Raw genomic sequence first — 23,945 nt, 5'->3', positions numbered from 1 at the left:
CCGTATATCCGCCTGATTGCCTCGATCTGACCCGGGATACGGGCCGAGTCGGACAACGTAGAGGCTCTACGGCGTTTGGCCAGTCGCATAGGTGTCGATCGCACGTTGAAGAGCGTCGCCCACCCAAGCGCCGCCGTCCCTATTGTCGAGCTTCTGCCCTGCGATCTGTAAGGCTTTGCGCTCGGACTTGGTCTTAAGAGATTTTTTGAGAATAAGTTCGCGCGTCTTGATAACCCTCGCGCCGTGCCTTCCCTTGAGCAGGTTCACCAAGGCGGACTTGCCGGAACAGATTGGACCGGAAAGCAGTACGATACGAAGTTTCGTGTTCCCCACTGCCAATTAGAGCAACTCGAGTTGCACCCGCTTCAGCGGGACCTCGTACACAGTAACACACAAGCCGGCACGCACCATCTCATTATCAAGCATTTCTTCTATCGTTGACCAATCTCCGCGTGCAGATCCGGTACCAATTTTGGGCATATGAATGCTTGCTCCGGTTGATACGGCATGATCGGCAACTCGTTCAAGGCATGACTGCAATGCTGAATATCTAATTCGAGGAAAAAGTGATGGTCCAAACCCTTGCTGGCCGATCAGTCTTGCAATCGTTATATCCTCGCTCGCTTTCGACAAAATTGCGTGTTCCAAACGATCATGCTGCGGTATCTGCTTGACTTGCTCAGCGTAAGCCTCTTCCGCATCCGGAAAACGCTTTGCTATCTTGCGTGCTACTCCGGTGCCCCATTTTACGGCCTTGTCGTTCACCAGCTGACAGATAATCTCCTTGCCACCATTGCGAGGCTCCAGAAGATCTCCGTGGAGCAGGCGTATCGGAATATGTTTTTCTTGGGCTTCGTCAAACCTGACTAGCTCCGCCACTCTGGGGTAAACCCTTTCGGGATAGGCCGTCAGCCCGACACACTCGATCCTGGTTGCAGGATCCGTCACCCAGCTTTCCACCGCACGGTCGGTGTGACCAATTGGCGGTGCAACGATGCACAATGCTCTCATCGGGAAGCGCTAAGCCCGCAAGACGAATCTTTGGAGCAGTCGGGGATCTGACGAAATAGTCAATCTTGTAATGCCGTCTACCATTCTAAGATACAGTTGGTGAAGAAACGAAAATGCCGATGGGCTGTTTGGATATCTTCGCCAAGCGGATGAGAAAAACTTCTGCCGAGACATCGTACTCGCGGCGCTGACGCATCAAGTCCTCAATTGAGGGAATATTCGATACGGCTGACAGGCTGCCAATCGGAAGTACAAATTCGGAAGCGCCAGATTGTACAGCATTTCCAGCTGCCAATCATCGGGATTTTTATCGCCACCTCAATTACGGATCTTCTCCGACCAGTCAGGAAAAAGAAAGTGCGCTATTTCGTGGGCAATTGAGAACCGCACCCGCTCCCGCGGCTGCTGAGGATTGAACTCGATCTTCGGACCGCTTTCCGTCGCCACCAATTGTGCCATCGGCGACGCCGGAATTGGCTTCGATCTGCACCTCCAGCATTTCGGCTATGCGTAAGGGGTTGAATGGCGGACCTTCCCAGCCCTGCTCGCGTGCTTTCAACACTAGCGAATAGGCTGCATCTTCTATGACGGCCAGTGGATCAGCATTCTTCTCGAACGCTTTTACTGAAGTGTTGGTCCAGTTGATTGAAGAGGCTTTCTGAACGGCGGTTCGATCATATCTACTTCCGGCCGGTGGTTCGGCAATTGTATGGTGGGGCAGCATGAAACTCTAGAACAGAATTACAGTAACCTGAAAAATAAGTATTTTGAACTTTCTGAAAACGGCCAACATATGCTAGGGTGGCGGGCCCTTTTGCGTCTGCAACGAACGGCAGCTTCTAGGCTCCGTGCCGAAGAGCCTGAGCGACCGGGATGAGGGCGCAAAGCGGACGATCGCTGGGGAGGCCTGTCGCCCTCAACTCCGCCGCCCACGCCGTCGACGTTTCGCATCCGGATCCTCGAACTACGGCGCGGGCTCGCGCGTCTCGATGAAGCTGAGGAGGCGTATCTGCCTTGGCGCGAGGTGTGCGGTTACGACAGGATAGTTCGAGAGGGTCTGCTTCAGGAGGGGGAGGCCAGCCGGGTTCGTGTAACGGATACAAATCTCGCTGAGTCCATAGCGACCGTGAATGTCCTCGATATCTCCAGCGAAACGCTTGCCTGCTTCAGCGTGTCGGCGTGGCCATGACGTAGCGCATGGAGAACGCGGATCCATTGGGGGGCGCCGCGGGTCGCATGGGCGACGGAGAGCGGACTGAAGTTCTTGTAAAACCGGTCGCCGGGATCCGTCTTTCGGCTGTAGGGATTGACCACCTCGGGAAACAGAGCGTCGTAGCCCGGTGAGCGCAACTGCTGCACATAGTCCAGAAAGTTCAGCCGGATCATCTCGTCGGAGATGGGAAGATAGCGGGCGGATAGCGCGTTTTTGAGACCCCGGATCGCATTTGCCTTCAGTTGGAAGACCCCGCCATGTTTGGTGTCCACGACCTCGTCGATCATCAGGTCAGCAGCTTCAGCGCGCCGCATTCCGAGATAGACGTACATCATCGGCAGGAAGTAGAGGGCGCCGTGCCGGATTTCTGCTCCGGGCTCGTCCATTTCGTACTCCGACCGGAAACTGGTGAAGAACGGCATTCGGAAACATGGCCTCGGTCTGTTCCGAACCAGGCTTTGGCGTAAGCGAGGCTAGCTCCGAAGCCCGCCGCTTGGAAGGGCGTAGCCCTTTCAGTTCGAAGGGGATGATCGGATGACTACGCGCGGCAAGAAAATCCCGGAATGTCAAAAGATTGCCGAGATGCTTCCTGATCGTCTGGCGCTGCCAGTCCGACCGGGGCGGTTTCGTCGCTCTCGGATTCCTCCAGAAGCTTCTCACCGTATGCGCGCAATTCAGGGACTGACAGGGCGCGCAGTCGCGCGCTACGGCCATAGTTGGTCGGGATCAGGTTGAAAAAATCGCGCAAGGCGGCGACATTGCTTGACCGATCCCGGAGGCCTTTTGGACACCGTGCTCGATGAGGATTTCCTGAAACATGCGGACGACGACAGCGATGTCCTTGGCGATCTCAGATGTCCATTGCTTCTGCCGATTGCGTTTCAGGATCTCGTACAGGTCCATGAACTCGGAAACGGAGATGTCATCGCAGGTTTTTTGAGGCTCCTCCGGACGGGCGGGAGGCTCGGATGGTGAGACATCATGCGACTCCGTCTGTTGTGCCTGGAGCGTTTCCGACGGCTCGGCCATCTTCGGCTGGGTGTTTTCCGGCACCTCAGGCACAGATTGCGCGACGCGCGCTGCTGGCGAGAACCAGAGCGTTTCCGTGTTCAGCAGAACATCAGCCTTCGCGCGATAGATCTCCGTCCGGGCTCGCTCTTTGTTAAGGCGATTAATGTCGAGCCCGGCCTCTTCCATGTCGTCCCGAAGCGCTGTCTCAAACCTCCGGCTTCTGCCGTCCTGGCGCTCTTGCGAAAAGGTTTCCGCAATCCAGGGAATGAGATCCTCCGAAACACTGTTTGCTTCCAGAAACTGGCGGCCTTCGCATTCTTCGTCGAAGGTCAGCGGCATGGCCGTCCCGAATCTCTCGAGAAGTCGGTAGACCCAACCGTTGATACGGTCGGCCTCGAGTTATCTTGGGTCGGTGTGCGTGCCCGTGACCTGAGCCACGGTGACGATGTCGTCCATCATCGTGTTCATGCGGTCGAGCTCGGCCTGAAAGAGCCGCTTCAGCTTGTCTTTGGTCATCGATGCGCACGGCCGTCGGAATTTCAGTTCGGCGAGCAGTGTATTGAGCCGCAGCGCCATGTTACGCGCGCGGTCATGATCGGACTGCCTCAGATTGAATGACAGCTTCTGGTTAAGGTCGGCTTGCGAAATGTGACAAGGAAAGCGAGGGGCGCCAGTACCAGATGTTGCTGCGGCGCTGGAGAATTGGGACTATGTGATATCGAGCCATTGCCCAATGTTTCCCGAGCTCGGACGGCACCCGATGGGGACCCGTCCTGGACATATCAGTTATGGGCATCAGTCGGTTATGGGCATCAGTCGGTCGAGTGCGCTGCGAATCCGACACCCTTTTTCAAACTAACGCAATAATTTCAATGACTTAATGAAGTTTTGGCTGGGGAACCTGGATTCGAACCAGGACTAACGGAGTCAGAGTCCGCGGGTCTACCGTTAACCTATTCCCCAATAGCACATGAAAAACCCGGTTCAATACGTTAAGCTGTCAGGTTTTCCGTGTGGGGTGCCGAAGCGCGGGCAAACCGTTCTTCGGACGTTGCCAGCCGTTGTGGCCAGCGAACGGGGTGCCGTATAGCGTGGCGGCGTCAGACAATCAACCGTCCCATGCACGATTTTCGACAGGTCTGTGACAACCACGAAAATTTGCGGGCGCACCGCTACGTTCTTTGGGGCTGGGAATTCGTTGTGGGATTTCAACCCGGCGCATTGTCAGTCTTGCGCAGATCGCTCGGAAACCGGGCGGAACGGCGGTTCGCGGCAAATATGCAGGTGAGGCCGGACGGGCGAACACGAATTTCCTTACCCGACAAAGTCGCTTGCCGGTTGCGGGCAGGGTGGGAGGTGATAGACTTGTGCACAACTGTGCAATCGCAGATCGTGGCAGCCGCAACTTTTGAGGAAGCGCCGCGCGATCAAGAGGTTCGGAACTTTGAGCGAATCGGAAGACGGCGGGCTTGACCGTCAGACTTCCGCCAACGCGAACACAAGAAGCGCGCAAAAGCGGGCGAAGCGCCGCAAGCGTGCCCGGGCCCGAAAGTCGGGCAAGCGTGTCGAGACCGATGTGTCCACACCGAGGACCGGCCATGAGGCCGGACCGGCAGTGCAGACGCAGGCGGAGTTTGTCGCGTGTTCGCCGGGCGGAGAGCGTAAGTCGAAAAGGAAACGCCGGCAGAGCCGGGGGCGTGACGGGGAAGGTGCGCGCTCCGGGACTGGGTCTGAGAATCCGCACAATCCCAATATGGACAGCGTGCGTATTTCAATCGAAGGGCCCTGTTCGGACGGCTCTGGCGAGACGGTGCGCGGTGGAAACGCGAGCCATAAGTCTGCGGCAGGCGAGCCGAGACTGAAGAGTGCCGCCGGGGGCGAGGGCCGACGTCGCTCGCAATCCGGTCATTCGGGTCAACACGCCGCGCACGGAGCGCGCAAGGACGTCAGGAGCGTTCCGACTGCTTTCCGGCGACGGGACCATTCTGGCAAAGTTCCGCATCACCACGATCCGAATGCTGCGGACAAAGCCGAGGCGCGCCACCCTGCGCCCGGCGAAACACGGATGGCGCGGGCCGATCGAAACCCGCGCGCCGGTGGATACCGCGGAACGCTTTATGCTGCGCTTGATCTGGGGACCAACAACTGTCGATTGCTCGTCGCCAAGCCCGAAGGACGCGGGTTCCGGGTCGTCGATGCCTATTCGCGCATTGTGCGTCTGGGTGAAGGAATTGGCTCGTCGCACAGGCTTTCCGATGCGGTGATGGATCGGGCGCTCGAGGCGTTGACGGTATGTCGCAACAAGCTCGCGCTGTGCGGCTCTCCGGTGCGCGCGCGATTGATTGCGACGGAGGCCTGCCGGGCGGCGGAGAACGGGCCGCTCTTCATCGAGCGCGTGCGGATGGAAACCGGTCTGGGCCTTGAGATCGTCTCGAGAGAAACCGAGGCACGGCTCGCCGTAGCCGGCTGCACCTCGCTGGTGGCGCCCGACGCCGATGGCGTGGTCCTGTTCGATATCGGCGGCGGCTCCTCGGAGCTCGTCTGGCTCGATCTCAGGAACCGGTGCGGAGCGCGGGGACTTGCGCTGACGCGGTTCATCCGTCATTGGACGTCCCTGCCTCTCGGAGTCGTGACGCTTGCGGAACGACACGGGGGCACAAAAGTCGGGCCGGATTGTTTCGAGGCGATGGTCGAGGATGTCTCCGACCATCTCTGCTCCTTTGCCATGGGCAAGATGCTGAGCGAGGCGATCAGTTCCGGCGACGTGCACATGCTGGGAACCTCAGGCACGGTGACGACCCTTGCGGGCGTCCATCTGGGCCTGGAGCGCTACGACCGGCGCCGCGTGGACGGAACATGGCTTGCCGATGCGGATGTGTCCGCGATGATCGAGAGATTGTTAGCAATGCCTTATGAAGAGCGGGTGTGCAATCCTTGTATCGGCGCCGATCGTGCCGATCTGGTATTGGCGGGCTGTGCGATCCTGGAGGCGATCCGTCGGCGATGGCCCTGCAAACGCCTGCGGGTGGCCGATCGCGGCTTGCGCGAAGGCATCCTGATGGAATTGATGGCGACCGATCGCAAGGGCCGCAGACCGGGCCGCGCGCGCCACTGAACGGATACAGCGCGGTTCGGACGATATTTTCTTGGAGCGGATATGAGCGATGATAACAGGCGCGGAAGCGGCGATCGGGGAATGCATGTGCGGGTGAAAACCGCGCGTGGACGCCGGTCTTCGTCCACCAGATGGCTTCAACGTCAGTTGAACGATCCCTATGTCCGGCGCGCCAAGCAGGAAGGGTACCGCTCGCGCGCCGTCTACAAACTGCTGGAAATCAACGAAAAGCACGACTTCATCAAGCCGGGCCTGCGGGTTGTCGATCTGGGAGCGGCTCCCGGAGGATGGAGCCAGGTGATCGCCGACAGGGTCAACTCGACGGACAAGAACCCGCATGTGGTCGGTATCGATTTTCTCGATATGGATCCGATCCCCGGCGTGATCTTTCTGAAGAAGGATTTCCTAGACGACAACGCCCCCGACGCGTTGAAAACGGTGCTTGGCGGGCACAAGGCGGATCTGGTGCTCTCCGACATGGCCGCGCCCACCACGGGTTATCGCCAGACCGACCACCTGCGCACCACCCATCTGTTCGAGGTCGCGGTCGATTTCACCCGCGAAGTGCTCGTGCCGGGCGGCGTCTTCCTGTCCAAGGTTTTTCGCGGGGGCACGGAAAACGCCCTGCTGGCGGAACTGAAGAAGGAATATCAGTCCGTCTATCACATAAAGCCGCCCTCAAGCCGCAAAGAAAGCCCGGAGCTGTTCGTGCTCGCTAAGGGCTTTCGCGGCAACAACAGCGACGACTGAGTGTGCTGATCAGGGCGTGACAACGCAGGCCTCGTCCTGCGTTGAAAACGTGATTCCGCATTTTCAGTTTCTGGGGTCTGACGGCGGGTGGTTTGCACCGCCGACGGTGGCCGCATGCCCGGAAACGCTGTCGTCCGCATTCGTCTCAAGCCGTGCGAAGACGGAGGCGGTCACGAGTACGCCGACGATGATGAAGGCGATCGAATAGTCGCTGTCGCCGGCACTCACCTCGCCGCGCAGGACGGGCAGGAACTGCAGGGTCAGTGCGGCGATGCTGACGCCGATGGCGAGCGACAGTTGCTGCACCATCGCGGAAAAGCCCGTCGCCTGGCTCATCTGCTTTTCATCGAGATCCGCGAACCCGATGGCATTGATCGCCGTGAATTGCAGCGAGCGGAAGAACCCGCCGATGAACAGGATCGCGAGCATGATCAGCACGGGCGTCGCCTCGTCGAAGAGGGCGATGACGGCGATCGATATGCCCGCAAGCGCTGCGTTCCATGTCAACGTTTTGCGGAAACCGACCCTCGCCAACACGCGCGGGGCGACGAATTTCATGGCCATCGCTCCGGCTGTGGAGGAAAACGTGATCAGGCCCGAGGAAAGCGCCGATTTACCGTAGGACTGCTGTAGCATCAGCGGAAGCAGGAAGGGGATCGCGCCGATGCCGATCCGGAAAAGCGACCCGGCCAGGATCGACACGCTGAAGGTCGGAACCTTTAGAAGCGACAGGTCGATGATCGGGGATTCGTGGCGGCGGGCATGCCGGGCATAGAACGGGCATGCCGGGTATAGAAGACGGCCGCGATGATGTCGAAAAGCAGAAAGCCGTAGCCGGTCTGTCTCGCAATGCCGGAATGCGGAGCCATCTCCAGCCCGAACAGGATACCGGCGACCGCGATCGCCGACCAGACGGAACCCACTCGGTCGAATTTCGGTATCTCGGGGCTTTTCAGGTTTTCAAAGAAGACGGTCGCAAGCGCGATACCGATCAGCCCGATGGGGACGTTGATCCAGAAGATCCAGGGCCAACTCGCATAGGTCACCAGGAAACCACCGACAGGAGGGCCGACGACAGGGCCGAGAAGGGCAGGGACGGAGACCCACGTCATCGCCTGCACCAGCGAGGATTTGGGAACCGACCGCAACAAGGCGAGGCGTGCGACCGGCACCATCATCGCACCGCCCATCCCCTGCACGATGCGCATGATCACAAGCTGGAGGATAGAGGTGGAAAAACCGCATCCGACCGAGACGCCGATGAAGATGACGATTGCGATCCGCAAGACGTTGCGCGTCCCAAAACGATTGGCGATCCAGCCGCTCATGGGCATGAAGACCGCAAGCGCGATCAGATAGGATGTCATGGCCAGATGCAGGCGCACCGGATCGAGGTTGAAGTCGCGGCCGATCGCGGGCAGTGCAGTTCCCAGTACGCTAGAGTCGAGCGTCTGCATGAAGAGAGCACAAGCAACGGTGAGCGCAACGATGCGTTGGCGGGAGGTCAAGGGAATTTCCTGGTTGGGCGGAAAGAGACTCGCCGTGCGTGCGTGCGAAAAGCCTGACTCGCGGATCTATAGCAACACAGCAACACGAGCAACACGAGCAACACGAAACGCAAAAAGCAGGGTGAACGTTCCCCTGATCGTGCTTTCCTGGATGTGGGCGTTTTGTCGCAGGCGGCAAGGGACACGACGTGCCCTTCGACTTGCAGAGGGGCGGAAAGTCGCAATTGCGCTTCCCATCATCGGGTGTGCGTGGTATTGACCCGCGCCAACTCCTCCGGGACCGCAGAGATTCGTCGCCCGCCGTCTTCCTCCCAAGGCGCGCGGCGTAATCCGTTTTTATTTTAAAGGGACTTGGCCGATGCCCGCCTTCTATGAACCCTCCCAAAGCCGGGAAGCACTGACATTCGACGATGTTCTGCTTCTGCCAGGACATTCCGAAGTCCTGCCGGGCGAGACGGATCTGCGTTCGCGAGTCACTCGCGAGATGCAACTCAACCTTCCGATCCTGTCCTCGGCAATGGATACCGTTACCGAGTCGAACCTCGCCATTGCGATGGCGCAGGCCGGTGGTATCGGCATCATTCACAAGAACCTCACTGCCGAACAGCAGGCCGAGGAAGTCTATCAGGTCAAGAAGTTCGAATCCGGCATGGTCGTGAACCCGGTCGTCATCGGACCGGACGCGACGCTGAAGGATGCGCTGGACCTAATGGCGCGCCACAAGATTTCCGGTATTCCGGTTGTCGAGAACGTCGGAACCGGCGGACAGCATGTCGGCCGTCTCGTCGGCATCCTGACCAACCGCGACGTGCGTTTCGCGTCCAATCCGGAACAGAAGATCTACGAGCTGATGACCCGGGAGGGGCTTGTCACGGTTCGAGATACGGTCAGCCAGGAGGAAGCCAAGCGGCTGCTGCACCTCAATCGCATCGAGAAGCTGCTGGTGGTCAATGCGGAAGGCGAGTGCATCGGACTCGTCACCGTGAAGGACATCGAGAAGGCTCACCTCAATCCGCATGCATCGAAAGACGCTCAGGGACGGCTGCTTGTCGGCGCGGCGACGAACGTCGAACCGAAAGGCTTTTCTCGGGCGGAATGCCTGATTGATGCGGGTGTCGACCTGCTCGTGGTGGACACCGCGCACGGCCATTCTCAGCGCGTGCTGGACATGGTCACCGAGGTGAAGAAGCTTTCCAATTCCGTTCAGGTGCTGGCAGGCAATGTCATCACCCCGGATGCGACGAAGGCTCTGATCGATGCCGGCGCGGATGCCGTCAAGGTCGGCATCGGGCCGGGCTCGATCTGCACCACGCGTATCGTGGCGGGCGTCGGCATGCCTCAGTTCTCCGCGATCATAGAAACGGTCGCGGAAGCCAACAAGCATGACGTCCCGGTCGTTGCCGATGGCGGCATCAAGTATTCCGGTGATCTGGCCAAGGCGTTGGCCGCCGGTGCATCCTGCGCGATGATCGGCTCCTTGCTTGCCGGCACGGACGAGAGCCCCGGAGAGGTTTATCTGCACCAGGGTCGCTCCTATAAGGCCTATCGCGGCATGGGCTCCGTAGGCGCCATGGCCCGCGGTTCTGCAGACCGCTATTTCCAGACGGAAGTGCGCGACACCCTGAAGCTAGTGCCGGAAGGCATCGAGGGGCAGGTACCTTACAAGGGGGCACTTTCCAGTGTGCTGCACCAACTCGCGGGTGGACTGCGCGCTGCAATGGGCTATACGGGCGCGGAAAACATTGCAGATTTTCAGGAAAAGGCGCGTTTCGTGCGTATCACGACCGCGTCGCTGCGTGAAAGCCACGCTCACGACGTGACGATCACGCGCGAAAGCCCAAACTACCCCTCGCAAGTCTGAGTGCGGGGCCCCCGAACGAGCCGAACGCTCGGAGTGCGTAAAAGGATGACGATATGAAGGACGGCGGACGCCTTTCGGCGGCGATTGAGATCTTAGACGATCTCGAAAACCGGCGCCGCCCAGTGCAGGAAGCATTGAAGGACTGGGGTGCTCATCACCGTTTCGCCGGATCCGGCGATCGTACGGAGATCGGCAACCTCGTCTTCGACGTCCTGCGCAAGCGTTCCTCGCTCGTGTGGCGCATGGATTCCGAAAGCGCGCGCGATCTCGTGCTCGGCGTCTATGCCCTGGAATGGGGACATGACGTCGACGCGATCTCCACCGTCCTGTCGGCAGACCAGCACGCCCCGGAGCCGCTGAGCGACAACGAAAAGGCGGCAATCGCCGCCAATTCCCTGCAAGGCGCGCCCGATTGGGTCAAGGCCGATATTCCCGAATGGCTCTGGCCCTCCTTTTCATCGAATTTCGACGACGAGGCTGTCACAGAAGGGATCGCGCTTGCCCAGCGCGCGCCGATCGATCTGCGCGTCAACACCTTGAAGGCGACCCGCGAGAAGGTGATGAAGCGCCTTGGCTCGCTCGGCGCCGTGCCAACCCCGATTTCTCCCACCGGCGTTCGCCTGAGGGCCAAGCCCGGTGCCGCGCGCATGCCCCATGTGCAGGCGGAGGAAGGCTACCGCAAAGGCTGGTTCGAACTTCAGGACGAGGCCAGTCAGGTCGCCTCGCTTCTGGTCTTCGCGCAAGCCGGCGAACAGGTGCTGGACTTCTGCGCCGGAGGCGGCGGCAAGACCCTGGCCCTGGCCGCGGCCATGGAGAACAAGGGGCAGATCTACGCCTATGACAGCGACATGCTACGGCTTGCCTCGATCCATGAGCGCATAGCGCGGGCAGGGGCGCGCAACATTCAGGTGCGCCAGCCCGCTGAAGGCGCGCTGGACGATCTGGTCGGACGGATGGATCGCGTGCTGGTCGATGCTCCGTGCACGGGCACCGGCGTCTGGCGGCGGCGTCCCGATGCCAAGTGGCGCCTGTCCGAAGACGCGCTTGAAGACCGGATCTCCGAACAAGAGCGAGCGATTGGCATCGCGTCTGCTTTCGTCAAGCCGGGCGGCTTTCTCATCTATGCCACCTGTTCCGTCCTTGCCGAGGAAAACGAGGAACAGGTCTATCGCTTTACCGAGGCCAACGAGGATTTCGAGATCGTCTCGATCGGTGAAGTGTGGCAAGACACGTTCGGTTTCGACAAGCCTCATCCCTGGTCCGCCGACATGTACACCATCACGATGACCCCCGCTTCTACGGACACGGACGGCTTCTTCGTCGCCGTGCTGGCCAAGAACGCATGAGTTCTCTTTCCCTCCTCAACGGACACGTCGCGCCATGACCGATCGCATTCTCATTATCGACTTTGGTTCTCAGGTAACCCAACTGATCGCGCGGCGCGTACGCGAAGCCGGGGTCTACTCGGAGATTGTGCCTTTCCAATCGGCGGAGGCAACGTTCGCGGAGATGAAGCCGCAAGCGGTCATCCTGTCCGGCGGCCCGGCTTCCGTCCTCGACGAGAATGCACCGCTGGCACCCGAGGTCATCTTCGAGGCGGGCATCCCGATCCTCGGCATCTGTTACGGCGAGCAAGCAATCGCGCTGCAGCTCGGCGGTTCGGTGGAAGGCGAACATCACCGCGAGTTCGGCCGAGCCTTCGTGGAGATCTCCAAGCGGTCGGCCCTGACGGACGGCGTGTGGGACCTCGGACACAAGCATCAGGTCTGGATGAGCCACGGCGACCAGGTGACGGCGCTGCCGGAGGGCTTGGAGGTGATCGGCACATCCGAGAACGCACCCTTTGCGATGATCGCCAATGAAGAGCGCAAGATCTACGCCATCCAGTTCCACCCGGAAGTTGTCCATACGCCCGACGGGGCGAAGCTGCTTTCCAATTTCGTGCACAAGATTGCGGGCTGCGCCGGCAATTGGACGATGGCGGCTTTCCGCGATCAGGCAATCGAGAAGATCCGGTCTCAGGTCGGCAAGGGCAAGGTCATCTGCGGACTTTCCGGCGGAGTGGATTCCTCCGTGGCTGCCGTTCTGCTGCATGAGGCGATCGGCGAACAGCTCACCTGCATTTTCGTCGATCACGGCCTGATGCGGCAGGGAGAAGCGGACCAGGTCGTCAATCTCTTCCGCGAGCACTACAACATCCCACTCGTCCATGTGGATGCGAGCGACATGTTCATCGGCGCTCTGGAGGGCGAGAGCGATCCGGAAAAAAAGCGCAAAACCATAGGCAAGCTGTTCATCGACGTCTTCGATCAGGAAGCCAAGAAGATCGGTGAAGCGGAGTTCCTGGCGCAAGGAACGCTCTATCCGGATGTGATCGAAAGCGTCAGCTTCACCGGCGGGCCGTCGGTCACCATCAAGTCGCACCACAATGTCGGCGGTCTCCCGGCACGGATGAACCTGAAGCTCGTCGAGCCGCTGCGCGAACTCTTCAAGGACGAGGTCCGCGAACTTGGCCGTGAGCTGGGTCTGCCGGAACAGTTCGTCGGCCGTCACCCGTTCCCCGGACCGGGCCTTGCCATCCGCTGTCCGGGCGGCGTGACGCGCGACAAGCTGGCGATCTTGCGCCGGGCCGATGCGATCTATCTGGACGAGATCCGCAAGGCGGGCCTCTACGATACAATCTGGCAGGCCTTCGCGGTGCTTCTGCCAGTCCAGACGGTCGGTGTGATGGGCGACGGGCGCACCTACGAATACGTGCTGGCTCTGAGGGCCGTGGCCTCGGTCGACGGCATGACCGCCGATTTCTACCCCTTCGACATGACGTTCCTCGGCCGCGCTGCAACGCGGATCATCAACGAGGTTCGCGGCGTCAATCGCGTCGTCTACGACGTGACCTCCAAGCCGTCGGGAACGATCGAGTGGGAGTGAAATCTCTTTCTATCTATTTGAAGATAAAAAGATAAATAGAAAATTTCTGTGATTTTGAATGTATCTTCAATGATATAATTCATGGTGCATTCAGACCTGACATCAAGGGGCCAGGTTAATACCATGCCCGGCTTAAGGCCTCCGGACATGGTATTGTTTTCAGCCCACTAGCAGGGCTGCGCACAGAACAAGCCCGCCAGAAAGCGCACGTCCACCATGTCTGCCCCCGGTACAAACATGGTATTCGCGAAAAACGATTGCCGGAAGCATTTCTCTGTGCGATCGCGCATACGCCACCCGAACCCGGTTGACCAGCGTCCCAGAAGCCGGCAAGGCCGATGCCCACGGCATCCTTTGTCCGAATGGAGTACGCTATGGCGAAGCCTCAAATGACGGCCATCCAATACAACGATTACAGGTAGCCCTGAGGTTCCTAGGTCACGCAAACAGATGTCCCGGAACCATCCCCGGGGCACATCCGCATACGGGTCAATGCCAGCGGGGTGAACCCAGCAGACTGGAAACGTCGCGCTACTAATGCCGCGTTCGCGGCAAACGTCGGCAGTGGGCATTCCTGCCTCCTGCTCATTAATTACAGCAATAATCTGTTCTTGCGTGAACCGGCAACGCCTCATCTGTCCGTCTTCTGCCTGCGCCCTGCGACGGCCTCGGCTAAAATCCGTAGGCGTTCCGAAGACTCATGCCAAATTCTCAATTGATATAAGACATATATCAAAAAACCTGTCATGATATATTGGACGAATTCCCCATTTGTATCTATCAGCGTGGGATTTCCCATCAGATAGAGGAATGCGGGCTTGAATATTTCAAAGCGTTCCAAGTTGCTGGTCGTATTTTTGGCGAGTTTGTCCGCACTACCACCTCTCTCGATCGACATGGGGTTGCCCGGGTTGCCTGGCATCGAAAGTGATCTGGCGTCGGCGGCGGGCAAGGGAACTCTGACTCTCAGCTACTTCCTGGTCGGTTTTTCGCTGGCACCACTATTCTTCGGTCCCATTGCAGACCGCTTTGGCAGAAAACCGATATTGATGTTCACTTCATTCGTGTTTGCGTTGGCGACCTTTATCGCCGGTATAATGCATTCATTTGAGTGTCTTCTGGCGGCTCGTCTTCTCCAGGGTATTTGGTATTTCTGCCGGAGCCGTGGTAACCTTTCCTCTGGCGATCGTGAGCGATATTGCGAAGGGAGCTGAAGCCCGCACCTGATGGCAAGCGTATCTTCTGTGATGGGGATTGCGCCAATGGTTGCACCGATCATTGGCGGTTGGGTCATCATGGTCGCGGATTGGCGTGTCATCTATGAGGTGCAGGCTGGTCTCGCAGTGCTGATCCTACTCGCTTCAGTCTTTCTGTTTGGAGAGACCTTGCCAAGCAAAATAGGGCTGGCCTCAATCCTTTTGCCATCATTCAGAACTACAATGACGTACTGAGCAACCGCCAATTCCTGGCCTATTGCCTGGTAAACAGTTTTTGTTTCGCCGCGATGTTTGCCTATATCTCCGGTTCGACAGGAACCTTGATGGGAGAGTTCGCACTTGGTGCCGGGACTTATTCGGTTGTCTTTAACTTCACATCTTTTGGTGTAATGGCGGGCGCCTTCTGTAGTAAATGGGTCAACAAACTGGAAATATCGGCGCCAACGCTTTTCCATTTTTCCCTGAGCATCATGCTGATCGCGTCGGCCGGAAACCTCATTCTGTCGGCGTGTAGTTTCTATTCTCTCTGGCTCCTCGTCGCAGTTTTTTTGCGTAACCTATTTGTTTGGCCTGACGTCCCCGGCAGCAAATATCTCCGCACTTGCCGAGCTTTCTGATCTTGCCGGATCGGCTTCGGGTGTGATCCGCTGCCTCTCAATGTTGCTCGGGGCCATCATGAGCTGGCTGATCGTCCAGCTGGCGGGTCTGCAGACACCGACAGTCATCATGACCGGACTTATGACGTTGGCTGTGTTGATTGCATCCGCCTGCTATCTGCTGCTTCTGAAGAGAGGATCTGCCACATCTGACTGATGCCACACTTCCGCACCCTGTCGAGCTGCCAATAGGGCCAATTGGACTGCGGGTTCATCATCGACCTTCCTGTGAATCAGGGAACAGTCCATTTGAGCCCGCAGCGCTTTCAGAGGTTTATAAACGACCTGATCATTTTGTGAAAATGAACGGAAAACGGAAGGGAGCAACGAGATGCCAAAGCCCGAAGCGACAAGCGGCTCAACCATCAAGGGGTTGGAAACACTTTCACCAATATCTGGCTCAAGATTGCCAAGCAAACTTAGAATCCGCGCACCCTCGTAGCTTTCCGCGCGACGATACTCGTGGCTTTCTAAGCGGCGATAGACGATGAATCTTTCATCGACGATATCTTTCATAAATATCACCTGGCGTTCAGCGAGTGGATGGCTTGCGGGCAAGACCGCGTAAATAGGCCAATTCGCAAGACCAAATGTCGCCAGATCTTCTGGAATATCGAGTGCGACGAAAGCGGTCAGACCGAAATGCAAATGCTGCTTTTCCATTGCTTCGATCTGGCTCAAGGGGTCAATTTCAGTAACCCGCAGCTCAAGATCCGGGCAATTGGATCGGATCGAATTGACCGTCGTGGTAAGCAAGTCCGAGAGCGTAGCAATAGGCGAATAGCCGATATGAAGCGTACCAACCTCTCCCTGAATCGGCATCTCAATTTTTCTTCGATCTGATCCGCTTGCTTCAGAATATTTCGAGCGTCAGCTAAAAACAGGCGTCCAGCTTCGGTCAGGGTGACGGAACGCTTGGAGTGATGGAACAAGGCTCCTCCCAGGTCTTCTTCCAGTTGCCGTATTTGAATACTGAGTGCTGGCTGGGCGATGTGGAGCCGTTCGGCCGCTTTGCCGAAATGGAGTCTTCTGCAACAGCGACAAAGTAGCGATAATGGCGAAGCTCCATCTCTTGTTTATCCTATTAATATATTTTGTATATTGACCTGAGCTGAGTAGCCCTGAGTTTCGTAGACTCCCTCGGCTTAGATTTTCTACTGCCTCTCGAACTTGACGGGCGACAGCAAGCCGTTGCGGACGTGTTTGCGCTTAGGGTTTGTTTAACATCTCGATGTAGTCGAACACATCTTTTCGGGCCTCTTCGCTTGAGCGATGCAGCCGTCAGGGACAGTCGGCACTGAAGATGCGACGAATGGTGCAACACATGACTTTGTCAATTAATATAGGCATAAAATATATATAAAACAGAATGTTAGAGAGATAAGTGATGATTGAGTGGGAGTGAGCCTGCACTAGATTGGCAGTTTATCTGAACGTTGCCGCGCCTAGTTCGCGAAAACGTCGAGGACGTACCCGCAAACTGTTGAGAGCGTCAGGCCTAATGCCGACTGCAGTCTAGGTGGTCAGCACGGAGATGTACCGCTCGCCGCTGTCGGGAAAGATCGTGGCGATGTTCTTTCCCGTGTTCTTGGCAATGCGGGCCATCTTGGCCGCGACGAATGCCGCCGCTCCGGATGAGATTCCGACGACAATCCTCAGCCTGTTTAGGGCGCGGGTCGTTTCCCATGCATCTTCACCGGAGATGGTAATCACCTCGTCGATCACGGAGCGATCGGTCGTGGTGGCGACGAAGCCTCCGTTCAAGCCGTAGATCTTGTGGACGCCTCCCGCTTCCCCGCTGAGAACGGCGGAGCGTTCCGGCTCCACTGCGACCACATGGATGGCCGGGTTTTTCGCCTTCAGATAACGGGCAATGCCGGTGATCGTCCCACCGGTGCCGACGCCGCAGACAAAGATATCGATCTCGCCCTTCCTGTCGGCCCAAAGCTCAGGGCCGGTGGACTCGTAGTGGGCGGCGACGTTGTCGAGGTTTTCGTGCTGGCAGGCGAACCAGGCGCCGGGCACGCTGTCGCGTATCTCCTCTGCCTTCTTGATCACCGCGACATAACCTTCCTCGCTGGGGGTGAGGGCGATCTCGGCGCCCAGATAGTGCAGGAGAGAGATGCGTTCCGCCGATGCGCTGTCGGGAAGGACGATGATCGACCGGTATCCGCGCGCGGTGGCGAAACCGGCCAGCGCGATCCCTGTGTTGCCGGACGTGGCTTCGACGACCGTGCCCTTGCCCCTGACGAGTTCGCCGCGCTGTTCCGCGCCCTCGATCATGTACCAGGCAACCCAGTCCTTGATGCTTGAATAGGGATTGAACTTCTCGAGTTTCGCATGAACGCGACAGACGCCGCCGGTCAGCTCATGGGGAAGTTCGATGATCGGCGTATTGCCCACGCCCGTGCCGAACATACGGGCCCGTTTCGCAAAATGATAAGTTATTGTACGATAAGATTTTTTTGAAATTATCGAAGAAAAGGGTCAGCTCGCCTGGCTCTTCTGTCCGTAATCCGGCGATCTGATCAGAAGATGCTTCTTGCCCATGATTTCAGGAGTGTAGACGCGGTCGTTCCACTATTCTTCCGCGACCTCTTCCAGTGCGATGGACACCACGTTGGGCGGACAGCCGAAGGCATCGGTGATAGTCGTCGTGATCGACCGGACCAGTTGGGCCCGGGCTTCGCCGTCCAGGTTCTTTGGAAAATGCTTCACGCTAATATGGGGCATGGTAACCTCTGAAGTTTGCTGCAATTGAGATAAAATGTGACCCGCGAAGCCCGGCATTCCGCCACCGCGAACGATGGCGTAATGGTCGTGGTCCATATCGATGATGGAATTGAACGCGGAATTGTTCGCCAACATGGTTTCAAGAAATGAATAAACGTCGTTCTTCGCTTTGATGATGCGCGGTTTGACGAGGAGCCGCCGCTCTTTCAACTCATCGAATGTATATTCGAACGAAAATGTCTTGAGAACGACATTGGTGATGAGCGCGATCAGATCGCCGTCCAGGGTGGGGAAATTGTTCTTCGACGAACCGAATGAAGCTCTCCCGGTTCTTGACGATCGCAAGCAGGTCGTCATCGACCGCGGATTGAAGCGTTCCGGCAAACACCGAATAGACGATGCGGACGAAATGGGGGTTGTCGAAAGACTTTTCTGCCGCTTCGCACTGATCCGCACCGGACACTCGCGGTGAACCGGGGGCGATCAGCGTGAGATTGGCGACGTCGAAACCCCGCTTTTCAAGCTGATAGGCCGCCTCGAAGGCAACGCGGGCACCGAAGGAACATCCCGCGAGGGAAATTGTTTTCGATTTCGCTTCCCTCAGGATCAGGTCGACATCTGCCGCTGCCATTTCCGCGATCGTCGCGTAAGGCATCTCTCCGGGATTGATGCCGGGCGCCTGCACCCCGACGACTTCGACCCCGTCTTCCCCGAGCCGTTGCGCCAGCGGACGCAGGCTCATCGGATAGCCGCCGAGGCCGGGCCAGACGTAAAGCCAGTACTCTCCTTGCCTTGCGGCGAGCCGGACCAGACGGCTCGCGGGTCTCGTCGCACCGGAATCGATCTCGCGTGCAAGTTCCCGGATCGTTGGTGCCGCAAAGAGGGACTGAATCGGCAAGCGGGTCCCGAAACGCGCGTTCATCCGGTTGATGAGCGCCATGGCCGATAAGGAGTATCCCCCGGCCTCGAAGAACGAGTCATCGATCGAGATCTCCCGTTCTTCGTTGTTCAAGAGAGTATTTCAGATCGATGCGATTTCGACTTCGGTCGACGTTCTCGGGGGAATGATCCGCTTCGCTTGTTCCTCCTGATCGAGGACAGCACGCAGGCTGCCGAGGTCGATCTTTCTGTTCGGCGTCAGCGGAATGTCGGAGGCGATGCGCACCGTCGAGGGCACCATGTATTCCGGCACGAGCTCACGGAGGTCGTCTTTGAAGATTTCGGCCGGCCCACGCATGTGCACGACATCCTCTTCCATCCCCCGGCTTGCCCGCTGCTCGGCGCTGATACCTCCGCCGATCGCGAAATACGACATCGGGGCCTGGCCGCCGAAAGTTTCCGTTCCCACCAGCGCCGAAAGGCGCGCCGCTGCCTTCATCTCGTGACCGGAAAGGAAAGAATAGTCGGACGACATGAAGCCGAGGGCGGGATGGCTGGTCTGGAGCCGATGCAGTAATCTGCCGAGATCGACGAAGGCGGCATACCATTCCGATCGCCTCGCCATCAACGCGACCCCAAAAGATGCGCGGTTATAGATCGCCTGATTGATGGCGATGACATCCTTGCGCCGGACCATCGCATTGCCATGGGGCTCCAGACCGCCGTCGCGACAGCGATAGAAGCCCGCCTGGTACCGGTCATCCTTATCTGCATGAAGCTGGACGAAAATCTCCGGCGCGGCATGCGTCTTTTCTGGAACCTTCGTTCTCAACGCGGCTGCGGTCGTCACGATGTGATCGTCACCGGAAAGCCAGTTTTCAGGGATATCAGCGCGATCTCCGGTCGGGTGGAGATGAAACCCGAACCGCGCCGCGGCTTCCCCCAGCAGACCGAGCATGTGCCCGACCTCGAAATGCAGCACCTCGTCGACATTCGTCGAGTAAACGTCCTAGATACGGCTTCGTTTGCCGACAATCCAGGCCCGCACGCCGTCCTCGTCCGACATGTGATCGGCGATACAGTAAAGGGCGCGCTCGAGCGGGTGAAAATAGTGGATCCCGTCGGGCAGGTCCGGCAACCGGCGAATGCCGAGGAACATCTGGGATGCATTCAACGCACCGGAGGAGGCGTAGGCATATTTGGTCAGAAGCCGCTCGTCGCTCGCAAACGGCCCGAACCAACGCAGCATGGTGCCCAGACCGTCGCTCGTGAGCGGAGAAACCTGCTCCGATAAGGGTGGAGGTGTGGTGGCCACTTTTAGAGCGTGGAGCAGTTGCCGTGCCACGAAAGGTGCGGTAGGTTTTCCGCGCGAATACCTGTTCGACCATCGGTTCCGGCGGAGTGAACCACGGAAGAACGATCCGCGCCAGATCGAACAGCTCATCCTCCCCTCGCAACGCATTCCCGCCGATCTGTGCCTTGACCTGCACGCGGTTCGCCTTGGAACAGAGATGGGACCCGGCAACGCCCTGATCCATCAACGAAGCTTCCTGCGCATCCAGTTGGATGAAGGCAGCAAGCTGAACCGTGTTCAGTCGGGTCGTCCAGGGAAACACGGCCGCCTGACGAACCCATTGATTTCATTCGATCCCCAGGCGAATTTCATCGAGTTCGACGCGATGTCCGTTCAGTTTGACCTGATTGTCGATCCGACCGGCAAAGCAGGTCAAACCATCGGGCGTTTGATGGGCGAGGTCGCCCGTCCGGTAGGCGCGCATCTCGCCCTTTTCCATCTTCACGGTGACGAACCGTGAATTCGTGAGTTCGGCGGAACCGATGTAGCCTCGGGCAAGCTGTGTGCCCGAGATCAGCAATTCGTCGGCCTTTCCCGGATTGACCGGGGGCAGGTCTTCGGAGACGATCGTGAACTCCGTGCCTGTTACGGACCGTCCGATGGGAAGAACGGCATCGGAGGCGGGTAGAGCGTGTCGGTCGATCGTGTAGGATGAGGCATTGATCGTCGTCTCCGTCGAGCCGTAGAGATTGACGATCGTCACATCCGGATGCGCATCCCCGAGCGCTATAGCCAGACACGAGGTTAACGCCTCGCCGCCGCTGAAGATCTTCTTCAACGGGGTATCCTCGAACCCGGGCGTCTCCACGAGAGCCTGCCAAAGGGTCGGCACGCATTGCAGCGTATTGATGCGGTGGCGCAAGGCGACCGAAACGAGCCGCTCTGGATCGCGGTAGTCGTCCGATCCCGCCATCACCGTTGTCGCCCCCACAACGGGCGCGAACAGTTCCCATTGAGCCGCGTCGAAGCTGAAAGGGGTCTTCTGGAGAATGCGGACATCGCGCGCGAGATCGAACGTATCGGCCAGCCATGTCATCTGATGAGCGAGACTGTAATGTTCGATCATGACGCCCTTTGGGCGCCCGGTACTTCCCAAAGTATAAATGACGTAAGCCAGATTGCGCGGATCGGGACTGGTGAGCACACATTGCGGCGTATGCCGGACCGCATCCTCAATGACGATGACCTTCGCATCCGGCTCCGGCGCGATTGCGTTTGCGTCTCCGATGAGATCTGCGGTCGTCAGGATAACGGATGCGCCGGAGTCTTCGATCGAATAGCGAAGCCGCGCTCCGGGATATTGCGGGGAGAGCGGCAAATAGGCCCCGCCCGCGCGCAGGACGTCCCAGACCGCCAGTTGCAGTTCCAGCGAGGCTTCGGCCAGAACGCCGACAATGCTTTCCGGTCGACGCCTGCGCCTTGCAGAACGGTCGCAAGCGCACCGCTCCTTCCCCAGAGTTCCTCGTATGACAGAGAGCCGTTTTCGGATTCGATTGCGATTTGAAAAGGCGATTTTGAAAATTGATTGCAGAACAACGAAAGAACGGTTTGGTGCGACATATTGAATTGACATATTTACATTAGATAAAAATAACAATCAGAACGATATCTTGACGTCGATATTTTTCAAATTATCTTTGCGAAAAGATATTTTTTAAGCGCGCAAAGGGCTGTTTCATGCGCTTGCATTCTCTCTCCGACGCTGCTCGATCGCCGATCATCCTGTTGATGACGTACGGTTTTCTCTTCGCGTAGCGGATCATGATTTCGAAAATTTCGCTGGATGCGGGGGCCATGCCGCTTCAGGTCGCGTTCATTGCCAATGCGGGGGCGGGCATCTTTCTCTATGGCTTGGTGAAACGGCAGCGGGTCACGATACCGACGAATGGGACGCATATTGTCCTGTATCTGTTCCTCAGTCTGGTGACCGTGTGTATACCCAACGCGTTACAGCAATTTGTCGTCCTGCATGTCGGCCCGGCCTACACCTCGACCGTATTCGCGCTGTCGCCGATCCTCACATTGAGCATGCCGGCGGGCATCGGCCTGGAACAGCTCATGCTCAAGCGGGTCATCGGCATCATGGCCGGGTTGTGCGGTATGTTGGCCTGATCCAGCAGCAGCTCTACCAGATCGAATTTGGCGAGTATTTCTGGGCTCTGATCGGACTGGGCATCCCGTTCTGTGCTGCGCTTGGCAACGTCACCCGAAGCCTGTTCTGGCCGGCTGGCACGTCCGCGCTCGCTTTTTCCTGCGCGACGATCTCCACATCCGCCTGCTTTCTGTTCGTCCTGACGCTCGTATGCGAGCCGCTTTCGGCCGACGTGCTGGCTGCGCCGACGGTCGTCGGCTCGCTCTTCCTGCTCATCTGCGTCTCAGCGATCTCCTACCTCATGAATTTCAAGCTGCAGAAGGTCGGCGGATCGGTGTTTTTCAGCCAGTTGGGATACTGGGGAACGGGATACGGCGTTCTGCTGACCGCCCTCCTGTTCGACGATGTTTTGAGCGTGAAATCGCTGCTCGCGCTTGCGGCGATCATCGTCGGAGGTGTGCTGGTCAAGGGAAAGCCCGCGCCGAAACCTGTGGCTGTCTCGAGGACGACGAGCGGGTGAGGGGCACCCGCCCATCCATTGAGCAAAGTGTAGCGCCTCTACCCCCACAGCTCGGATGTGGGCGGACAAACCACGTCTTCCCGGTATTCAAGCCGCGGGGAGACATCCTCCTTGAGAAACAGAGGGTCGTCGAGATCGGCATGGGTGGCAAGTTGAGCGACCATAACCTCAGGTGCGATCGACAACGAGGATCCGACGGCGCATCCGACCATGACGCCGACGCCACACTCCTTGGCGATGCGGGCCGCCCGCAGTGCCTGGGTGAAGCCGCCGATCTTGTCGAGCTTGATGTTGATAAAATCGTATCGACCGTCGAGATGGTCGAGGAACTCGACCTCCCGGAAGCTTTCATCCGCGCAGATGTGAAATAGAAACTCGTCAGCCCGCAGCCCCGCGTCATGTGCCTCGGCAAGCGGTTGTTCAACGAGCTCAACCCGGCAATCGGCAAGGCATTGGGGGCCATCTCCCGAAGCCGCGCAAGAGATCCCACGCTTCATTCGCATCCGTGATAAGGCGCGAGGAGAGTGCCGCCTCCCGAACGGCCTTGAGACGCTCGGCATCATCGGGGCGCCCCAGCTTCACCTTGATGAGAGCATGGCGGCGGTTCCGGTGCGCCTCGTCAAAGGCGTGGTCGGCATCCCCGAGCGAGACGGTGACCGCGGTATGGATGGGCTGAGGTTCGCCAAGGTCCGCAAGCTTCCATGCAGGAATACCCGCCCGCTTTGCCTTAAGATCCCAAAGCGCCATGTCCAGCGCATTCCGCGCGGAACCGGGGGGCAGCAAGATTTGAAGCTGATCACAATCCTCGATGCTCGGCGTCGTCGTCTCGAGGGTGCGGATCGAGGTCTCAAGCGTATCGTCAAAGCGCGGTTGTGGAATGCCATGGCCGGTTCCAACCACGCCGTCGCATTCGGTACGGACGGCCACGAGCCGTGCCGTTTCGAACGTGGTTCGGGCAATGGTGAACGGCTTGGAGAGCGGAAGCGAGAGGTTGCGAACGCTGATTTTCATGGGAAAATATCTTTCCGAAAGAACAGGATGAAATGTCCTCAAGATATAATACATCGAAAATAAAGTAATAGAAATATTTAATATAA

The 23,945-nt window shown here is 58.3% G+C and carries 26 protein-coding genes, 1 tRNA gene and 3 pseudogenes; 9 read left to right on the top strand and 21 right to left on the bottom strand.

Going from position 1 to position 23,945, the window contains the following annotated elements; genetic code table 11:
- Positions 1-66 precede the first annotated feature (66 nt).
- The 7 genes from QNJ43_RS11115 to QNJ43_RS11085 all read right to left on the bottom strand — a co-directional run bounded on the left by QNJ43_RS11115 (position 67) and on the right by QNJ43_RS11085 (position 4,198).
- Positions 67-267 carry a hypothetical protein gene (locus tag QNJ43_RS11115; protein ID WP_300469992.1) on the bottom strand — a complete coding sequence of 67 codons (201 nt, stop codon included), beginning with the start codon at positions 265-267 and terminating at the stop codon, positions 67-69.
- A gap of 72 nt (positions 268-339) precedes the next feature.
- Positions 340-1,002: a macro domain-containing protein gene (locus QNJ43_RS11110; RefSeq protein ID WP_300469990.1), complete on the bottom strand. Its 663-nt coding sequence runs from the start codon at positions 1,000-1,002 to the stop codon at positions 340-342.
- A gap of 352 nt (positions 1,003-1,354) precedes the next feature.
- Positions 1,355-1,735, bottom strand: a complete 381-nt coding sequence (locus QNJ43_RS11105; protein ID WP_300469988.1) for a hypothetical protein — start codon at positions 1,733-1,735, stop codon at positions 1,355-1,357.
- 338 nt (positions 1,736-2,073) lie between these two features.
- Complete coding sequence (locus QNJ43_RS11100; protein ID WP_300469986.1) at positions 2,074-2,610, bottom strand: hypothetical protein; 537 nt, start codon at positions 2,608-2,610, stop codon at positions 2,074-2,076.
- A 340-nt stretch (positions 2,611-2,950) separates the two neighbouring features.
- A complete protein-coding gene (locus QNJ43_RS11095) occupies positions 2,951-3,574 on the bottom strand; it encodes a hypothetical protein (protein ID WP_300469984.1) in 624 nt (207 codons plus the stop codon).
- 60 nt (positions 3,575-3,634) lie between these two features.
- Complete coding sequence (locus tag QNJ43_RS11090; protein ID WP_300469982.1) at positions 3,635-3,811, bottom strand: hypothetical protein; 177 nt, start codon at positions 3,809-3,811, stop codon at positions 3,635-3,637.
- A gap of 313 nt (positions 3,812-4,124) precedes the next feature.
- A tRNA-Gln gene (locus tag QNJ43_RS11085) sits at positions 4,125-4,198 on the bottom strand.
- 790 nt (positions 4,199-4,988) lie between these two features.
- Between QNJ43_RS11085 and QNJ43_RS11080 the strand changes: the two genes are divergently transcribed.
- The gene (locus QNJ43_RS11080; protein ID WP_300470018.1) at positions 4,989-6,350 is read left to right on the top strand and encodes a Ppx/GppA phosphatase family protein; all 1,362 of its coding nucleotides are present in this window, start codon (positions 4,989-4,991) and stop codon (positions 6,348-6,350) included.
- A gap of 42 nt (positions 6,351-6,392) precedes the next feature.
- On the top strand, positions 6,393-7,100 hold the full coding sequence (locus tag QNJ43_RS11075) for an RlmE family RNA methyltransferase (RefSeq protein WP_300469980.1): 708 nt from the start codon (positions 6,393-6,395) through the stop codon (positions 7,098-7,100).
- A gap of 63 nt (positions 7,101-7,163) precedes the next feature.
- On the opposite strand, the gene QNJ43_RS11070 is transcribed toward QNJ43_RS11075, so the two are convergent.
- Positions 7,164-7,802 (bottom strand): MFS transporter, encoded by a 639-nt coding sequence (locus QNJ43_RS11070; RefSeq protein ID WP_300469978.1) that lies wholly within the window; start codon positions 7,800-7,802, stop codon positions 7,164-7,166.
- 17 nt (positions 7,803-7,819) lie between these two features.
- Positions 7,820-8,608, bottom strand: a complete 789-nt coding sequence (locus QNJ43_RS11065; RefSeq protein WP_300469976.1) for an MFS transporter — start codon at positions 8,606-8,608, stop codon at positions 7,820-7,822.
- A 358-nt stretch (positions 8,609-8,966) separates the two neighbouring features.
- Between QNJ43_RS11065 and guaB the strand changes: the two genes are divergently transcribed.
- From guaB to guaA, 3 genes are read left to right on the top strand one after another with little or no spacing between them, the layout of a single operon-like run.
- Positions 8,967-10,469, top strand: coding sequence for an IMP dehydrogenase (guaB, locus tag QNJ43_RS11060; protein ID WP_300469974.1), 1,503 nt, complete (start codon positions 8,967-8,969; stop codon positions 10,467-10,469).
- A 53-nt stretch (positions 10,470-10,522) separates the two neighbouring features.
- Entirely contained in the window at positions 10,523-11,815 is a 1,293-nt protein-coding gene (locus tag QNJ43_RS11055; RefSeq protein ID WP_300469972.1) for an RsmB/NOP family class I SAM-dependent RNA methyltransferase, read from the top strand.
- 34 nt (positions 11,816-11,849) lie between these two features.
- Positions 11,850-13,397 carry a glutamine-hydrolyzing GMP synthase gene (guaA, locus tag QNJ43_RS11050; protein WP_300469970.1) on the top strand — a complete coding sequence of 516 codons (1,548 nt, stop codon included), beginning with the start codon at positions 11,850-11,852 and terminating at the stop codon, positions 13,395-13,397.
- Positions 13,398-13,918: 521 nt separating this feature from the next.
- On the opposite strand, the pseudogene QNJ43_RS11045 reads toward guaA, so the two are convergent.
- Positions 13,919-14,032 (bottom strand): annotated as a pseudogene (locus QNJ43_RS11045) (transposase); the annotation flags it as partial.
- A gap of 183 nt (positions 14,033-14,215) precedes the next feature.
- On the opposite strand from QNJ43_RS11045, the gene QNJ43_RS11040 reads away from it, so the two are divergent.
- Both QNJ43_RS11040 and QNJ43_RS11035 read left to right on the top strand, forming a co-directional pair.
- Positions 14,216-14,611, top strand: coding sequence for an MFS transporter (locus tag QNJ43_RS11040; protein WP_300469968.1), 396 nt, complete (start codon positions 14,216-14,218; stop codon positions 14,609-14,611).
- A 290-nt stretch (positions 14,612-14,901) separates the two neighbouring features.
- Positions 14,902-15,231 (top strand): hypothetical protein, encoded by a 330-nt coding sequence (locus tag QNJ43_RS11035; protein WP_300469965.1) that lies wholly within the window; start codon positions 14,902-14,904, stop codon positions 15,229-15,231.
- A gap of 153 nt (positions 15,232-15,384) precedes the next feature.
- On the opposite strand, the gene QNJ43_RS11030 is transcribed toward QNJ43_RS11035, so the two are convergent.
- The 9 genes and pseudogenes from QNJ43_RS11030 to QNJ43_RS10995 form a co-directional block, all read right to left on the bottom strand.
- On the bottom strand, positions 15,385-16,092 hold the full coding sequence (locus QNJ43_RS11030) for a LysR family substrate-binding domain-containing protein (RefSeq protein ID WP_300469963.1): 708 nt from the start codon (positions 16,090-16,092) through the stop codon (positions 15,385-15,387).
- Between the two features lie 122 nt (positions 16,093-16,214).
- Positions 16,215-16,265 (bottom strand): annotated as a pseudogene (locus QNJ43_RS27060) (hypothetical protein); the annotation flags it as partial.
- A gap of 159 nt (positions 16,266-16,424) precedes the next feature.
- Positions 16,425-16,551, bottom strand: a pseudogene (locus tag QNJ43_RS11025) (IS3 family transposase); the annotation flags it as partial.
- A gap of 234 nt (positions 16,552-16,785) precedes the next feature.
- The gene (locus tag QNJ43_RS11020) at positions 16,786-17,688 is read right to left on the bottom strand and encodes a cysteine synthase family protein (RefSeq protein ID WP_300469961.1); all 903 of its coding nucleotides are present in this window, start codon (positions 17,686-17,688) and stop codon (positions 16,786-16,788) included.
- Positions 17,689-17,850: 162 nt separating this feature from the next.
- Positions 17,851-18,213: a tautomerase family protein gene (locus tag QNJ43_RS11015; protein ID WP_300469959.1), complete on the bottom strand. Its 363-nt coding sequence runs from the start codon at positions 18,211-18,213 to the stop codon at positions 17,851-17,853.
- 1 nt (position 18,214) lies between these two features.
- Positions 18,215-19,015: a thioesterase domain-containing protein gene (locus QNJ43_RS11010; RefSeq protein WP_300469957.1), complete on the bottom strand. Its 801-nt coding sequence runs from the start codon at positions 19,013-19,015 to the stop codon at positions 18,215-18,217.
- Positions 19,016-19,024: 9 nt separating this feature from the next.
- A complete protein-coding gene (locus tag QNJ43_RS11005) occupies positions 19,025-19,864 on the bottom strand; it encodes a hypothetical protein (protein ID WP_300469955.1) in 840 nt (279 codons plus the stop codon).
- 27 nt (positions 19,865-19,891) lie between these two features.
- Positions 19,892-20,227 (bottom strand): hypothetical protein, encoded by a 336-nt coding sequence (locus QNJ43_RS11000; protein ID WP_300469953.1) that lies wholly within the window; start codon positions 20,225-20,227, stop codon positions 19,892-19,894.
- 295 nt (positions 20,228-20,522) lie between these two features.
- A complete protein-coding gene (locus QNJ43_RS10995; protein ID WP_300469951.1) occupies positions 20,523-21,809 on the bottom strand; it encodes an amino acid adenylation domain-containing protein in 1,287 nt (428 codons plus the stop codon).
- 188 nt (positions 21,810-21,997) lie between these two features.
- On the opposite strand from QNJ43_RS10995, the gene QNJ43_RS10990 reads away from it, so the two are divergent.
- Together QNJ43_RS10990 and QNJ43_RS10985 are read left to right on the top strand one after the other, a co-directional pair.
- Positions 21,998-22,348 (top strand): EamA family transporter, encoded by a 351-nt coding sequence (locus QNJ43_RS10990; RefSeq protein WP_300469949.1) that lies wholly within the window; start codon positions 21,998-22,000, stop codon positions 22,346-22,348.
- Positions 22,330-22,848, top strand: a complete 519-nt coding sequence (locus QNJ43_RS10985) for a hypothetical protein (protein ID WP_300469947.1) — start codon at positions 22,330-22,332, stop codon at positions 22,846-22,848. The genes QNJ43_RS10990 and QNJ43_RS10985 overlap by 19 nt, the downstream gene beginning before the upstream one ends.
- A gap of 38 nt (positions 22,849-22,886) precedes the next feature.
- Here the strand turns inward: QNJ43_RS10985 and QNJ43_RS10980 are convergent, their stop codons facing one another.
- Together QNJ43_RS10980 and QNJ43_RS10975 are read right to left on the bottom strand one after the other, a co-directional pair.
- A complete protein-coding gene (locus tag QNJ43_RS10980) occupies positions 22,887-23,345 on the bottom strand; it encodes an enolase C-terminal domain-like protein (RefSeq protein ID WP_300469944.1) in 459 nt (152 codons plus the stop codon).
- Entirely contained in the window at positions 23,278-23,859 is a 582-nt protein-coding gene (locus QNJ43_RS10975) for a hypothetical protein (RefSeq protein WP_300469942.1), read from the bottom strand. The genes QNJ43_RS10980 and QNJ43_RS10975 overlap by 68 nt, the downstream gene beginning before the upstream one ends.
- Between the last annotated feature and the right edge of the window lie 86 nt (positions 23,860-23,945).

Source organism: Breoghania sp. (assembly GCF_030066895.1).
GTDB lineage: Bacteria > Pseudomonadota > Alphaproteobacteria > Rhizobiales > Stappiaceae > Breoghania.
Note: the sequence above shows the minus strand (reverse complement) of the source record. Positions and strands in the feature narration are given on the sequence as shown.

Coding starts and splice junctions, on each gene's coding strand:
- QNJ43_RS11105 (WP_300469988.1), bottom strand. CDS start 1,735: ATGCTGCCCCACCATACAATTGCCGAACCACCGGCCGGAAGTAGATAT.
- QNJ43_RS11100 (WP_300469986.1), bottom strand. CDS start 2,610: ATGGACGAGCCCGGAGCAGAAATCCGGCACGGCGCCCTCTACTTCCTG.
- QNJ43_RS11095 (WP_300469984.1), bottom strand. CDS start 3,574: ATGCCGCTGACCTTCGACGAAGAATGCGAAGGCCGCCAGTTTCTGGAA.
- QNJ43_RS11090 (WP_300469982.1), bottom strand. CDS start 3,811: ATGGCGCTGCGGCTCAATACACTGCTCGCCGAACTGAAATTCCGACGG.
- QNJ43_RS11080 (WP_300470018.1), top strand. CDS start 4,989: ATGGACAGCGTGCGTATTTCAATCGAAGGGCCCTGTTCGGACGGCTCT.
- QNJ43_RS11075 (WP_300469980.1), top strand. CDS start 6,393: ATGAGCGATGATAACAGGCGCGGAAGCGGCGATCGGGGAATGCATGTG.
- guaB (WP_300469974.1), top strand. CDS start 8,967: ATGCCCGCCTTCTATGAACCCTCCCAAAGCCGGGAAGCACTGACATTC.
- QNJ43_RS11055 (WP_300469972.1), top strand. CDS start 10,523: ATGAAGGACGGCGGACGCCTTTCGGCGGCGATTGAGATCTTAGACGAT.
- guaA (WP_300469970.1), top strand. CDS start 11,850: ATGACCGATCGCATTCTCATTATCGACTTTGGTTCTCAGGTAACCCAA.
- QNJ43_RS11035 (WP_300469965.1), top strand. CDS start 14,902: ATGTTTGCCTATATCTCCGGTTCGACAGGAACCTTGATGGGAGAGTTC.
- QNJ43_RS11030 (WP_300469963.1), bottom strand. CDS start 16,092: ATGCCGATTCAGGGAGAGGTTGGTACGCTTCATATCGGCTATTCGCCT.
- QNJ43_RS11020 (WP_300469961.1), bottom strand. CDS start 17,688: ATGTTCGGCACGGGCGTGGGCAATACGCCGATCATCGAACTTCCCCAT.
- QNJ43_RS10995 (WP_300469951.1), bottom strand. CDS start 21,809: ATGTCAATTCAATATGTCGCACCAAACCGTTCTTTCGTTGTTCTGCAA.
- QNJ43_RS10990 (WP_300469949.1), top strand. CDS start 21,998: ATGATTTCGAAAATTTCGCTGGATGCGGGGGCCATGCCGCTTCAGGTC.
- QNJ43_RS10980 (WP_300469944.1), bottom strand. CDS start 23,345: ATGAAGCGTGGGATCTCTTGCGCGGCTTCGGGAGATGGCCCCCAATGC.
- QNJ43_RS10975 (WP_300469942.1), bottom strand. CDS start 23,859: ATGAAAATCAGCGTTCGCAACCTCTCGCTTCCGCTCTCCAAGCCGTTC.